This window comes from Flavobacterium sp. WC2421, assembly GCF_040822115.1.
In the GTDB taxonomy this organism is placed as follows: Bacteria; Bacteroidota; Bacteroidia; order Flavobacteriales; family Flavobacteriaceae; genus Flavobacterium.
The window spans coordinates 1,706,709-1,720,007 of record NZ_CP162004.1 but is presented as its reverse complement, the minus strand read 5'-3'; the positions used below and the strand labels follow the sequence as shown (position 1 = coordinate 1,720,007).

Sequence of the window (13,299 nt, the reverse complement as noted above, 5' to 3'; positions counted from 1 at the left end):
CATGAGCAAATAAAATAGCGTATTTCACTACTCTATTGATACCGTCCACGTCAATAAACTTTAGTACTTTTGATAATCTTAACCCTACATTACAATGAATTCTATACACATACGAAAAGCCCTTTTAAGCGACCTTACAACACTTCTTGAATTCGAACAAGGAATTATTGAAGCGGAACGTCCGTACGATCCAACATTAAAAAAGGAAAAAATTCATTATTACGATATAGAAAAAATGATTGCAGCACCCGAAGTTGAAGTTTTAGTTGCTACGATTGACTCCATAATTGTAGGTTCAGGTTACGCACGAATAGAAACTGCAAAACCGTATTTGAATCATATAGATTATGCCTATTTAGGATTTATGTTTACCCATGCTGACTATAGGGGAAAAGGAGTCAATGCTAAAATTATTGAATCATTAAAAGTATGGTGTCGTACTCAGGATATTGTTGAGCTTCGCTTAGATGTTTACAATGACAACCCTTCAGCCATTAAAGCCTATGAAAAAGTGGGCTTCAAAAAACATTTAATAAACATGAGACTTGGCTTGTAAATATTTTCTATTAAAAACCAAAAACACTTTAAATACGTAACTATCATTAGTTAAAACTTATACAATTAGCTGTTAAATTGTAAAGTACACGACATTACTTCTTAAAACAGCTGCTTAAATTTGTACTATAAATATTTAATATTATTTACCTATGAAAACAAAATCTTTTTTTAGCCTTTTATTCTTTCTTCCATTGTTTGTAATCACGGCTTGTGGACAAACAGGAAAAAAACAAAACAAAATAGAAAAATCAACAACTATGGAAAATAAAATCAGTAAGCCAGAAAACCCTTATTATTCCAATACTGACACAACAAAATTAGATCTAACGGATGCTGAATGGAAAAAAGTACTTTCGGATGATGTATATGCTGTAACTAGACATGCTGACACTGAAAGACCATTTACAGGAAAATATTGGAACTCCGACGAAAAAGGAACCTATTATTGTGCCGCTTGCGGTAATAAATTATTCCGTTCTAGTGCCAAATTTGCAAGTAGTTGCGGATGGCCAAGTTTCTTTGAACAAGACAATAAAAAAAGTGTAATCTATAAAACAGATAACTCTTTAGGCATGGAACGAATTGAAGCACTATGCGGTCGATGTGGTGGACACCTTGGACACCTATTTGATGATGGACCTGCTCCTACTCACAAAAGATACTGTATGAATTCTATCGCTCTTGACTTTATCCCTGATACTAAATAACATGAAAAAAATATTTTTAATTTGCGTTTTGGCCACACTAAGTGCCTGTGGACAAAAAAAAGAAACAAAAATAATAGAGGAAAAACCATCTAATAAAAACAACCTTGAAACTATTACACTTGGTGGTGGCTGTTATTGGTGTGTGGAAGCTGTTTACGAAAATCTAAACGGAGTAAAATCGGCAGTATCTGGATTTTCAGGTGGGAAAAATGCCAATCCTAGTTACGAAGATGTTTCAACAGGAAGAACAGGTTATGTTGAAGTGGTACAAATCACTTATGACAAAACAGTAACAAATTTGAATGAAATATTTCAAGTTTTCTTTACTGTTCATGACCCCACTACGCTGAACCGTCAAGGGGCTGATGTAGGTACTCAATACCGTTCAGTCATTTTCTATAAAAATGAAGAACAACGACTTGCAGCTCAAAATATCATTAACGAACTGAGCAATGCAAAAATTTATAACAGTCCAATTGTTACTGCTGTAGAACCGCTTACCACTTTTTATAAAGCCGAAGATTACCATCAAGATTATTACGCCAATAATAAAAACCAGCCCTATTGTCGAATGGTGATTCAGCCCAAAATTGAAAAATTTGAGAAGTTATTTAAAGATAAACTGAAAAATAAACAACATTAATTATCAAAACCGAAAAGAGATTTTCGGTTTTTTTTATGCTTTAAAAAAGGCATCATTATAACTTCAATTAAAGAATTTGTTTTTATTCTATTCCAACAATTACAACAAAACATTATTTTTTTGGAATGAAATTTGCAAGGTCAAAATCAAAATTTTATGAAACGCTTTTTTATGTATATTTGAACTGTAATTCGTATACCTAAAGAATTAATAATTAAATTTTAATAGCGATACCTTTTTTAAAGTATAAAACACAAAAATTAAATTCTTTAATATATGAATAGTAATGATTACATAGATCTATATAGGCAATTACCATCTCTATCTATTGTACTGGATCTTAATTTCAATATAGTAACTGTGACGGATAGTTTTCTAAAATCTACTATGACCGAAAGGGAGAAAATTATAGATCAAAATATTTTTGATATATTTCCTGAAAACCCAAATGAAGAAAATCCTGAGTCCATTACCCATTTAAGAACATCCTTAAATAGCGTATTACAGAAAAAAATAGCTGACACAGTCGACTTTATAAAATATGACATCCAAATACCTACTGAAGAAGGCAGTCATTTTGAAGAACGCTACTGGAAAACAATAAACTCCCCAATTCTTGATTCCAACAACAATGTTACGCTTATAATGATTATTGTTGAAGATGTAACTAAAAAAAAGAAACTCGTTTCAAACAATAAAAAATTAAAAAAAAGCTTAAATCTACTTGCTGAATCGTATGAGTTTTCCGAAGAAATCATCGGGACTATTATGGAACCGATGCTAGTTCTTACGCAAGATTTTAAAATTAAATCTGCCAGTAAATCATTTTGCCAAAAATACACTATCGATAAAGAAAAAACCGAAGGAGTTTCATTGTTTGAAGTAAATAACAAACAATGGGATTTTCCAGAATTTCGGAATCTTCTAACTACTATGCTTGCCAGCGGTAAAGACTTTCATAATGTAGAAATAACGCATGATTTTTCCTCTCTTGGAGAAAAAACAATTATACTTAGTGCGAATTATATTTTTCAAAAAATTCATGATGAAAAAATAATTCTATTAGCCATACAAGATGTTTCTGAAGTAAGACGACTCTCCATTAAACTTCAAGCTAAAGAAAAAAAAGAATTCGAAAAATTACTTGAGGTACAAAAGCAGGCATCTAAGGAGATTGAAGACAGTAATAAACGATTTAATATGATGGTGCTCCAATCCCCATTTGCAATAGCAATATTAAAAGGGAAAGATATGGTAGTCACCTTGGCCAACGACAGTATCAAAGAAATGTGGGGAAAAGGACAAAATGTAGAAGGCAAAAGATTCAATGATATTTTACCTGAACTTATAGACAAGGCCTTTCCTCTATTGCTCGAAAACGTTTTTAAAACAGGTAATCCTTTTTACGGAAACGAACTTCTTGCTCCTATAACGCATAATGGAATTATAAAAGACGCCTATTTTAATTTTGTTTACCAACCTTATTATGAAGCCGACGAAACAATATCAGGTGTTACAATAATTGCATATGATGTGACTACTCAAGTTTTAGCAAAAAACGAACTAATTGAATCAAAAATTAATGCAGATTTAAAAACAAAAATTGCAGAAGAAGCGGTAAAATCAAAACAGCAATTTTTGTCAAATATGAGTCATGAGATAAGAACACCCATGAATGCTATTATCGGGTTTACTAATGTAGTACTAAAGACCCCTTTAGATAAATCCCAAAAAGAATACATCAATGCCATTAAAGAATCTGGTGATGCTCTACTTGTTTTAATTAATGACATCTTAGACATTGCTAAAGTAGATGCAGGCAAGATGATCTTTGACCATATTCCTTTTAAATTATCCAAGTCTACTTCAACTATTCTTCTTCTTTTTGAACAAAAAATGAAGGAAAAAAATTTAGAATTGATCTATAAATGCGACTCTGCAATTCCTAAAGTTTTGATTGGTGATCCCATGCGTTTACGTCAGGTTATTTTAAATCTAATGAGTAATGCGATAAAATTTACTTCAAAAGGAAAAATAACTGTAAGTATCAAACTAGTAGATGAAGGTACCGAAAAAGTTACTCTTGAATTCTTAATAACAGATACTGGAATTGGAGTACCACAAGATAGACTAGCACATATTTTTAATAATTTTGAACAAGCAACTAAAGGCACTAGTACTTCCTATGGAGGAACAGGTTTAGGTCTTGCTATTGTGAAACAACTGGTAGAGTTACAAGGAGGATCAATTATCGCCCATAGTGAAGAAGGTAAAGGTTCAACTTTTGGGTTTATTATGAACTTTGAAAAATCTATTGAAATCAAAGAAGAACTAATAGAAGAAATTATTCCAATCCCAGTTATTAAATTTGAAGAGGCGATAACTAATAAAATAAAAGTCTTAGTGGTAGAAGACATGATCTTGAATCAACTTTTACTAAAAATAATACTATTGGATTTCGGATATGAAATTGAAGTCGCAGATAATGGCAAAATCGCAGTTGAAAAACTTCAAAACAATACGTACGATATTGTTTTGATGGATTTACAAATGCCAGAAATGAACGGATTTGAAGCTACAACTCATATTAGAGAAATACTAAAATCAAAAATACCAATTATTGCCTTAACTGCTGATGTCACTACTGCTGATGTCGAAAAATGCAAAGCAGTGGGCATGAATGATTATATTTCTAAACCTATTGACGAAATAGTATTATTCAATAAAATCAACAAACACATCTTCAATCAAAGCTAATTACAAAAAATAGTATCCTTTTATTTTTATAAAAACCTTTTAAGAACGGAAATAGAATTCTAGAATTCTATTTCCGTTCTTTGCAGTACAAAAAAATAAAAAATGAAAGCATTAACTTTTTCAACATTTGGCACTTCAGATGTTCTTGAATATATAGATATCCCTAGCCCTACATTAAAAGAAGAGGAGATTCTTGTGGAAATGCGTGCTATAGGAGTAAACTTCGCAGATGTTTACCGACGAAAAGGCAATTATCATCTTGTAGGAAACCCTCCGTTTATAGCAGGATATGAAGGAGCAGGAGTTGTAGTAGACGCAAACGGAAGTGCTCATTTCAAAATTGGAGACCGAATCGCATTTGCTGACGTACCGTATGCGAATGCCGAATTAGTAGCCGTACCTCTTGACCACGTCATTCCTTTACCAGAATCTATTTCTTTTGAAACCGCTGCAACTGTACTTTTACAAGGCCTAACAGCGCATTACTTAGCAACAGACAGCCATAAAACTCAAAAAGACGAAACAGTATTAATTCATGCTTCTGCGGGAGGAGTGGGACAATTTTTAACTCAAATAAGCAAACTTTTGGGTGCAACAGTTATTGGGTTAACCTCATCAAGTGAAAAAGCGACTGTTTCCTTAAAAAATGGAGCAGACAAAGCATTCTTGTATTCCGAAGACTGGAAAGAGCAGGTGCTGTCCTTTTATCCAAACGGAGTCGATGTGGTTTATGACAGTGTAGGCAGTACGTTAAGCGATAGTTTTGAAGTAACTAAAAATTGTGGACAAGTTGTTTTCTTTGGAATGGCGGGTGGAGATCCTGATTTTATCAATCCAAGAATGCTAATGGATACCTCCAAAACACTTACAGGTGGTGACTTATGGAGTTATTTAACCTCAAAAGAAGAACGAATTAAGAGAGCGCATCAATTGTTTAACTGGATTAGTATGAACCAAATTACAATTGCCAAACCAACCGTTTTTAAACTTTCTGAAGGAAAAAAAGCACACGATTATTTAGAAAGCAGAAAAAGTACTGGAAAAATAATTCTTGTTCCTTAAAAACAGAATACTACTAATTTTGGAACAAACCTCGACTTATTACTAATTCGAGGTTTTTTTATGCAGACTTTCCCCAATCATCAAAGCACATTTCTCCCCGTCAATGGCAGCTGATATTATTCCGCCCGCATAACCTGCTCCTTCTCCGCAAGGATACAATCCTTTTATTTGAAGGTGTTCATAGGAAATAGGATCTCTAGGAATACGAACTGGAGATGATGTTCTTGATTCAGGAGCATGTAAAATAGCTTCATTTGTTAAATACCCACGCATGGATTTCCCAAATTCAGAAAAACCTTCTCTTAATATTTGAGTTAAGAAGCCTGGGAAAACCTGCCCCATTTCTACCGATGTCGTTCCTGGTACGTAAGATGTTTTTGGAATATCAGATGATACTTTATTTTGTGTAAAATCAATCATGCGTTGTGCCGGTACTTTTTGGGTTTCACCTGCAAGATGCCAAGCCTTTTGTTCGATACTTTTTTGAAATTCCATTCCAGCCAAAGCGCCAAATTGAGCAAAAGGTTTGAAATCTTCTAATTTCAATTCGATGACAATCCCTGAATTGGCAGTTGCTTGATCTCTTTTTGATGGAGACCAACCATTGGTCACCACCTCACCAGGACTAGTAGCACAAGGTGCAATTACACCTCCCGGACACATACAAAAAGAATACATTCCTCTACCTCCTACCTGCTTTACAATACTATACGATGCAGGCGGTAAAAGTACCCCACGATAATCACAACTGTATTGAATGCTATCAATTAAAGATTGTGGATGTTCCGCTCTTACGCCCAAGGCAAAAGGTTTTGCCTCAATAAATATTTTTTTTCTATCTAATAGTTCATAAATATCACGAGCGGAATGCCCCGTGGCCAAAATTAATTTATTAGCCAAAATTGTATCTCCATTTTGAGTTACTATTCCTTCCACTTCATTATTCTTAACCAAAATATCAGTAACTCTGGTTTCAAATAAAACCTGACCACCACATTCAATAATTTTCTCTCGAATATCTTGAATAATTTGTGGCAATTTATTTGTTCCAATATGTGGATGTGCCTCTACTAAAATATCTGGTGTAGCACCATAAGCGACTAACAATTCTAAAATTCGGGTTACATCACCACGTTTTTTAGAACGGGTATATAATTTCCCATCTGAATAAGTCCCAGCTCCGCCTTCTCCAAAACAATAATTAGAATCTTCATTTACAATGTGGTCTACATTAATCGCTTTCAAATCACGACGACGTCCACGAACCTCTTTTCCACGTTCGATTACGATTGGCTTCAAGCCCAATTCTATTAATTGCAAAGCCGCAAAAAGACCTGCAGGACCTGCTCCCACCACTAATACTTCTTGTGCGCTGGCAACATTTGGATAATAAGGAAGTTCCAATTTTAATTCCTGAAAAGGTTCCCCTTTCAAATAAACAGCCACTTTCAAGTTAATCTTTATTGCTTTTTGACGTGCATCGATAGAACGTTTTAAAATAACAACATGCTGAATTTCATTAACAGAAACTTTAATTTGTTTCGATAAATGGTCTTTTAGCAACGATTCATTCGCAGCAATTTCTGGAGTTACTTGTAAAAGGAGTTCTTGAGGCATTTTATCTTTTTTAATCATTGCATTACTGTTTCATTTTTTCGAAAAACAAAAACATTTGCAAAAATAGTATTTTGAAGTGGAATTAGTTGATTATTATAAAGTCCATTTTCAAAATAGAGCTGTACCTTTGCTACTTTGAAACTTTGAACCTTAAAAATAATGTCTAGAAAAATAAAAATGATATGGGATTTTCGTGGGCCTGCCGCTTCAAAAACGGCGGAACATCATGAAATACATCTTAAAGAATATATTGCAATTGAAAAATTACCTTTGAATATAACTGGCTTCGAAATCCGTAATGAAATGCACGCCATTGCTTTTATGGTAGTAACGGATGAACATATGACACAAGTTCGTGATGGTTTAAAACCGCATCGCGCTGAGATTTACGTCGAAAGTTAAAGTATTAGGTCTTAGGTCCTAAAGATAAAATTCAAACTTTAAGACCTTATGACTTTGAAACATTACTACTAATTAGCTACTTCGCTAATAAATTTGATGCGCATCAAGCGCAATTCATCAATATCATAGTCCCCTTCAAATTCTTTCAAGGCACCTTCTATATTGTCAGATTCTGATTCCATAAAATAATCATGAATTTCTTCTTGCTGCTCTTCATCAAGCATATCATCAACCCAATATTTAATATTTAGCTTCGTTCCTGAATAGACAATTTGTTCCATCTCCTTTATAAGCAGGTCCATTGTTAATCCTTTAGCCTTAGCAATATCATCTAGCGATAATTTTCTATCAATATTTTGAATGATATACAATTTATTAGCTGAATTTACTCCTGTAGATTTAACAACTAAATCATCAGGGCGAATAATTTCATTATCAGCCACATATCGATTGATTAGTTCGACAAAATCAGCACCGTATTTCTTAGCTTTACCTTCACCAACTCCATGAATATTAATCAATTCATTTAGAGAAATTGGATATTTCAAAGCCATATCTTCTAGCGAGGGATCTTGAAAAACTACAAATGGAGGAACCCCAATTTTCTTAGCTACTTTTTTTCTTAAGTCTTTCAACATTCCCATTAAAACTTCATCAACAGCACCAGTTGATTTTGAAGCTGTCACAATGGCTTCATCAGAGGTTTCATTATATTCATGATCTTCAGACATCATGAAAGAGCTTGGTTTTTTTATAAAACCCAAACCTTTGTCGGTTATTTTTACAATACCATACGTCTCAATATCTTTAGTCAAATATCCGGCAACAAGAACTTGCCTCAATAAAGCCATCCAATATTTTTCATCAAAAGCAATTCCAGTTCCAAAAAAAGGTTGAACATCAGTTCTATGGGCCTTAATCACAGCATTAACTCTCCCTATTAAAGTAAAAACAATCTCTTTGGACTTGTATAGATGTTTAGTATCTCTTACTATTTCCAGTAGTTTCACTACTTGATTCTGGGCTTCAATTTTCACCTTCGGATTTCTGACATTGTCATCCATATCGGCTCCTTCTCCTGTTTCACTATCGAACTCTTCACCAAAATAATGAAGTAAAAATTTCCTTCTTGACATGGAAGTTTCAGCATAAGCCACTACTTCTTGCAATAAAGCGAATCCAATTTCTTGTTCAGCAACCGGCTTACCCGACATGAATTTTTCGAGTTTTTCTACATCCTTATAAGAATAGTAAGCTAGACAATGACCTTCACCTCCATCACGACCAGCACGTCCCGTTTCTTGATAATAACTCTCCAGTGACTTAGGAATATCGTGATGAATGACAAATCGAACATCGGGTTTATCAATTCCCATTCCAAAAGCGATTGTTGCAACCACTACATCAACATCTTCCATAAGGAACATATCTTGGTGTTTCGCACGGGTTTTCGCATCCAATCCAGCATGATAAGGAACAGCACTTATACCGTTTACTTGCAAAACTTCGGCAATAGCTTCTACTTTTTTACGGCTTAAGCAATAAATAATTCCCGATTTTCCTTTATGTTGTTTTATAAACCGAATAATATCAGATTCAATATTTTTTGTTTTTGTGCGTACTTCGTAGTATAAATTAGGTCTGTTGAAAGAAGCTTTAAAAGTTTTAGCATCGCACATGTCCAAGTTTTTAAGAATGTCTTCTTGGACTTTTGGAGTAGCAGTAGCGGTAAGTCCTATCACAGGAATATCACCCAACTGCTTTATAATATTTTTTAGATTTCTATATTCTGGTCTAAAGTCATGTCCCCACTCTGAGATACAATGGGCTTCATCAATAGCAACGAATGAAACAGTTACACTTTTAAGAAAATTTACATTTTCTTCTTTGGTCAAGGATTCTGGAGCTACATATAATAATTTAGTCAGTCCAGATGTAATATCTTTTTTAACTTGTGCTATCTCTGTTTTCGTAAGGGAAGAATTTAAAACATGGGCAATACCAGCTTCCGAAGACAAACTTCTAATGGCATCCACTTGGTTTTTCATTAAAGCGATCAAAGGCGAAACAACAATTGCTGTTCCTTCTTGTGTTAAAGCGGGCAGTTGATAACAGAGTGATTTTCCGCCACCTGTTGGCATTATAACAAATGTATTTTGTTTGCTAAGCAAACTTTTTATCACCTGTTCTTGTAGTCCCTTAAATTGGCTGAAGCCAAAATATTTCTTTAATTCTTTATGGATGTCAATTTCGTTTGAATTCATTCTTTATTGTATGGTATTATGTGGTATTTTGTATAAATTTGCATTACATAAAGATACTAATTTCTTTTACACTTACAAATTTTAAACATTCTGTTTTGATATCTAAAGAAAATATATTGGCAACCGCCAAAAAAACCATATTAGCTGAGAGTAAAGCAATTACAAAATTAACTGATTATTTAGATGAAAATTTTTCAGACGCTACACAAGCAATCTACAATTCTAAAGGAAGATTGATCGTAACAGGAATAGGAAAAAGTGCCATCATAGCTCAAAAAATGGTAGCTACTTTCAATTCAACTGGTACCCCATCTATGTTCCTTCATGCTGCAGAAGCAATACATGGCGACTTAGGAATGGTACAAAATGATGATATCATTATTTGTATCTCCAAAAGTGGAAATAGTCCCGAAATAAAAGTACTTGTTCCTTTATTAAAACGTTTTGGCAATACCTTAATCGCTATTACTGGTAATACAACCTCATTTCTTGCCAAAGGATCTGACTTTATTCTAAATACAACAGTAGAATCTGAAGCTTGTCCTATCAACTTGGCTCCTACTAGTAGTACAACTGCACAATTAGTGATGGGAGATGCTATGGCAGTATGCCTCATGGAAATACGTGACTTTAAAGCAGAAGATTTTGCTAAATACCATCCTGGTGGTGCATTAGGTAAAAAATTATTACTTAAAGTAAAAGACATGCTGGAACATACACTAAAACCGATGGTTAGTCCTGATACTCCAATAAAAAAAGTTATTTTTGAAATTTCAGAGAAGCGACTTGGAGTAACTGCCGTAGTAGAGAATGACAAAGTAATTGGAATAATCACTGACGGTGACATACGCAGAATGTTGAATGAAAGAGATACATTTGCTGATTTGACTGCAAAAGATATTATGACAAAAAACCCAAAATTAATACAATCCAATGATATGGTGGTAGACGCATTCAATATTTTAGAAGACTTCTCAATAACACAATTGGTTGTTGTTGATCAACAAGAATACAAGGGCGTTTTACATTTACACGACATTTTAAAAGAAGGAATAATATAATGGCAAAGAAAAACCAAAACGAAATGTCGTTTTTAGATCATCTTGAAGATTTAAGATGGTTATTAGTAAGAAGTACAGTCGCAATTATCATCATGGCATTTTTCACCTATTTCATAAGTGATTATTTGTTTGATGTAGTAATATTTGGACCAACAAGACCTTCTTTTTTTACCTATACTTTTTTCTGTGAATTATCGCATTCTATAGGTTTTGCAGATAGTATTTGCATCACCGAAATGCCATTTATCATTCAGAACACAGAAATGGAAGGGCAAGTTAATGTGTTCATATGGATTTGTATACTTGCGGGATTTATTTTAAGTTTCCCCTATATACTATGGGAAATATGGAAATTTATCAGTCCAGCACTTTATACAAATGAAAAGAAAAATGCTAAAATATTCATCTTCTTCTCTTCTTTACTTTTCTTTTTAGGAGTGCTATTTGGATATTTTGTTGTGATCCCTATGTCCGTGAATTTCGTTGCAACCTTTACCGTGAGTGATGTGGTAAAAAATCAATTTACACTAGATTCTTATATTGGAATGGTTAAAACATCCGTTTTAGCAAGTGGATTGTTTTTTGAATTACCTATAATCATCTATTTCTTGACTAAATTAGGACTTGTAACTCCTACTTTTTTAAGAACATATAGAAAATATGCAATTGTATTGGTACTAATCATTGCTGCAATTGTTACTCCTCCTGATGTGGTGAGTCAAACTATTGTAGCTATCCCGATGTTATTAATCTACGAAGCAAGTATCTGGATTTCAGTATTTGTTGTTAAAAATAAAAAAGACTAAAATGGCTGCTATAATAGAAGAATTCAATGAATACCGTTCTAAAATGAACGAAAAATTACTGGCTGACAATAATAAAATTGTAAAGCGAATATTCAACTTAGATACCAATGCTTATGCTGCTGGTGCGCTTGATGTAAAAACCAAAGAACTTTTAGGTCTTGTTGCTTCGGCTGTTTTACGTTGTGACGATTGTGTAAAATACCATTTAGAAACCAGTTATAAAGAAGGTGTGACCAAAGAAGAAATGATGGAAGCAATGGGAATTGCCACTTTAGTTGGCGGAACCATTGTTGTTCCACATTTGCGTAGAGCCTATGAATTTTGGGAGGCATTGGAAGAAGAATCTAAATAACTGTTAACAGATTTATATATTGATTCGTTTATTCGTTTATTTGTACGATTAAACAAATCACCGATTAAACAAATAAACAAATCAATATGATTTTAAGAGCCGAAAATTTAATAAAAACGTACAAAGGAAGAAGTGTTGTAAAAGGCATTTCGGTTGAAGTAAATCAAGGAGAAATCGTAGGTTTACTAGGTCCTAATGGAGCTGGAAAAACAACCTCTTTTTACATGATTGTTGGCTTGGTTAAACCCAATTCAGGTAATATTTATTTGGATGACTTGAACATCACGGATTATCCCATGTACAAGAGAGCACAACAAGGAATTGGCTATTTGGCTCAAGAAGCATCTGTTTTTAGAAAACTAAGTATCGAAGACAATATCTTAAGTGTTTTACAACTGACTACGCTTTCAAAAGAAGAACAGGAAGCCAAAATGGAAAGCTTAATTTCTGAATTTAGCTTAGAGCACATTCGCACCAATCGGGGAGATTTACTGTCGGGAGGAGAACGTCGCCGTACTGAAATTGCGCGTTGTTTAGCAACCGACCCAAAATTCATTTTACTCGATGAACCTTTTGCTGGAGTTGACCCCGTTGCCGTAGAAGATATTCAGAGAATTGTAGCCCAGTTAAAAAATAAAAATATCGGAATTTTAATTACCGATCACAATGTTCAAGAAACATTAGCTATTACTGATAAAACCTATTTGATGTTTGAAGGTGGCATCTTAAAAGCGGGTATTCCAGAAGAATTAGTGGAAGACGAAATGGTACGTAGAGTATATCTAGGGCAGAATTTTGAATTACGTAAAAAGAAAATTGAGTTTTAATTCTTAAATAATATGAATCCAGAAGATAAACCAACTAAAGAAACGCTTAATAAATGGCACAAAGATCCTAAAAACTGGAAGTTAGGTGTGTTTTATTATAATAAGGAAGACAAAAGAATTTTACCACCAAAAAGAATGGCTTGGGCAGGATGGACAGTTAATTTTGCTAATAGCATTTCTGTAGCTCTTTTTGTAATTACAATTATTATTATAATCAGTCTGGCTTTATTTTCATCAAAATAA

General features: G+C 33.6%; 13 protein-coding genes. 11 read left to right on the top strand and 2 right to left on the bottom strand.

Features of this window, described 5'->3' with window-relative positions:
• The first annotated feature begins 94 nt into the window (after positions 1-94).
• From AB3G33_RS07325 to AB3G33_RS07305, 5 genes are all read left to right on the top strand, one after another.
• Positions 95-556, top strand: a complete 462-nt coding sequence (locus AB3G33_RS07325) for a GNAT family N-acetyltransferase (RefSeq protein ID WP_367773770.1) — start codon at positions 95-97, stop codon at positions 554-556.
• 151 nt (positions 557-707) lie between these two features.
• On the top strand, positions 708-1,265 hold the full coding sequence (gene msrB, locus AB3G33_RS07320) for a peptide-methionine (R)-S-oxide reductase MsrB (RefSeq protein ID WP_367757449.1): 558 nt from the start codon (positions 708-710) through the stop codon (positions 1,263-1,265).
• Position 1,266: 1 nt separating this feature from the next.
• Positions 1,267-1,908 (top strand): peptide-methionine (S)-S-oxide reductase MsrA, encoded by a 642-nt coding sequence (gene msrA, locus AB3G33_RS07315; RefSeq protein WP_367773769.1) that lies wholly within the window; start codon positions 1,267-1,269, stop codon positions 1,906-1,908.
• A 276-nt stretch (positions 1,909-2,184) separates the two neighbouring features.
• Positions 2,185-4,665: an ATP-binding protein gene (locus tag AB3G33_RS07310; protein ID WP_367773767.1), complete on the top strand. Its 2,481-nt coding sequence runs from the start codon at positions 2,185-2,187 to the stop codon at positions 4,663-4,665.
• A 102-nt stretch (positions 4,666-4,767) separates the two neighbouring features.
• Positions 4,768-5,727, top strand: a complete 960-nt coding sequence (locus tag AB3G33_RS07305; protein ID WP_367773766.1) for a quinone oxidoreductase — start codon at positions 4,768-4,770, stop codon at positions 5,725-5,727.
• Positions 5,728-5,769: 42 nt separating this feature from the next.
• Here the strand turns inward: AB3G33_RS07305 and AB3G33_RS07300 are convergent, their stop codons facing one another.
• Positions 5,770-7,344 (bottom strand): NAD(P)/FAD-dependent oxidoreductase, encoded by a 1,575-nt coding sequence (locus AB3G33_RS07300; RefSeq protein WP_367774115.1) that lies wholly within the window; start codon positions 7,342-7,344, stop codon positions 5,770-5,772.
• 159 nt (positions 7,345-7,503) lie between these two features.
• On the opposite strand from AB3G33_RS07300, the gene AB3G33_RS07295 reads away from it, so the two are divergent.
• The gene (locus AB3G33_RS07295) at positions 7,504-7,746 is read left to right on the top strand and encodes a hypothetical protein (RefSeq protein ID WP_367773764.1); all 243 of its coding nucleotides are present in this window, start codon (positions 7,504-7,506) and stop codon (positions 7,744-7,746) included.
• 68 nt (positions 7,747-7,814) lie between these two features.
• Here the strand turns inward: AB3G33_RS07295 and AB3G33_RS07290 are convergent, their stop codons facing one another.
• The gene (locus tag AB3G33_RS07290; protein ID WP_367773761.1) at positions 7,815-10,010 is read right to left on the bottom strand and encodes a RecQ family ATP-dependent DNA helicase; all 2,196 of its coding nucleotides are present in this window, start codon (positions 10,008-10,010) and stop codon (positions 7,815-7,817) included.
• Positions 10,011-10,105: 95 nt separating this feature from the next.
• On the opposite strand from AB3G33_RS07290, the gene AB3G33_RS07285 reads away from it, so the two are divergent.
• The 5 genes from AB3G33_RS07285 (at position 10,106) to AB3G33_RS07265 (ending at position 13,299) form a co-directional block, all read left to right on the top strand.
• Complete coding sequence (locus AB3G33_RS07285; protein ID WP_367773759.1) at positions 10,106-11,071, top strand: SIS domain-containing protein; 966 nt, start codon at positions 10,106-10,108, stop codon at positions 11,069-11,071.
• Positions 11,071-11,877 carry a twin-arginine translocase subunit TatC gene (gene tatC / locus AB3G33_RS07280; protein ID WP_367773757.1) on the top strand — a complete coding sequence of 269 codons (807 nt, stop codon included), beginning with the start codon at positions 11,071-11,073 and terminating at the stop codon, positions 11,875-11,877. Before AB3G33_RS07285 ends, tatC begins: the two co-directional genes overlap by 1 nt.
• Before the next feature lies 1 nt (position 11,878).
• Complete coding sequence (locus AB3G33_RS07275; RefSeq protein WP_367773754.1) at positions 11,879-12,229, top strand: carboxymuconolactone decarboxylase family protein; 351 nt, start codon at positions 11,879-11,881, stop codon at positions 12,227-12,229.
• Positions 12,230-12,315: 86 nt separating this feature from the next.
• Entirely contained in the window at positions 12,316-13,056 is a 741-nt protein-coding gene (gene lptB, locus AB3G33_RS07270) for an LPS export ABC transporter ATP-binding protein (protein WP_367773752.1), read from the top strand.
• Positions 13,057-13,068: 12 nt separating this feature from the next.
• Entirely contained in the window at positions 13,069-13,299 is a 231-nt protein-coding gene (locus AB3G33_RS07265) for a DUF5808 domain-containing protein (RefSeq protein ID WP_367773751.1), read from the top strand.

Bases quoted from the DNA above. Each gene is read 5' to 3' on its own strand.
- AB3G33_RS07325 (WP_367773770.1), top strand. From the start codon at position 95: ATGAATTCTATACACATACGAAAAGCCCTTTTAAGCGACCTTACAACA.
- msrB (WP_367757449.1), top strand. From the start codon at position 708: ATGAAAACAAAATCTTTTTTTAGCCTTTTATTCTTTCTTCCATTGTTT.
- msrA (WP_367773769.1), top strand. From the start codon at position 1,267: ATGAAAAAAATATTTTTAATTTGCGTTTTGGCCACACTAAGTGCCTGT.
- AB3G33_RS07310 (WP_367773767.1), top strand. From the start codon at position 2,185: ATGAATAGTAATGATTACATAGATCTATATAGGCAATTACCATCTCTA.
- AB3G33_RS07305 (WP_367773766.1), top strand. From the start codon at position 4,768: ATGAAAGCATTAACTTTTTCAACATTTGGCACTTCAGATGTTCTTGAA.
- AB3G33_RS07300 (WP_367774115.1), bottom strand. From the start codon at position 7,344: ATGCCTCAAGAACTCCTTTTACAAGTAACTCCAGAAATTGCTGCGAAT.
- AB3G33_RS07295 (WP_367773764.1), top strand. From the start codon at position 7,504: ATGTCTAGAAAAATAAAAATGATATGGGATTTTCGTGGGCCTGCCGCT.
- AB3G33_RS07290 (WP_367773761.1), bottom strand. From the start codon at position 10,010: ATGAATTCAAACGAAATTGACATCCATAAAGAATTAAAGAAATATTTT.
- tatC (WP_367773757.1), top strand. From the start codon at position 11,071: ATGGCAAAGAAAAACCAAAACGAAATGTCGTTTTTAGATCATCTTGAA.
- AB3G33_RS07275 (WP_367773754.1), top strand. From the start codon at position 11,879: ATGGCTGCTATAATAGAAGAATTCAATGAATACCGTTCTAAAATGAAC.
- lptB (WP_367773752.1), top strand. From the start codon at position 12,316: ATGATTTTAAGAGCCGAAAATTTAATAAAAACGTACAAAGGAAGAAGT.
- AB3G33_RS07265 (WP_367773751.1), top strand. From the start codon at position 13,069: ATGAATCCAGAAGATAAACCAACTAAAGAAACGCTTAATAAATGGCAC.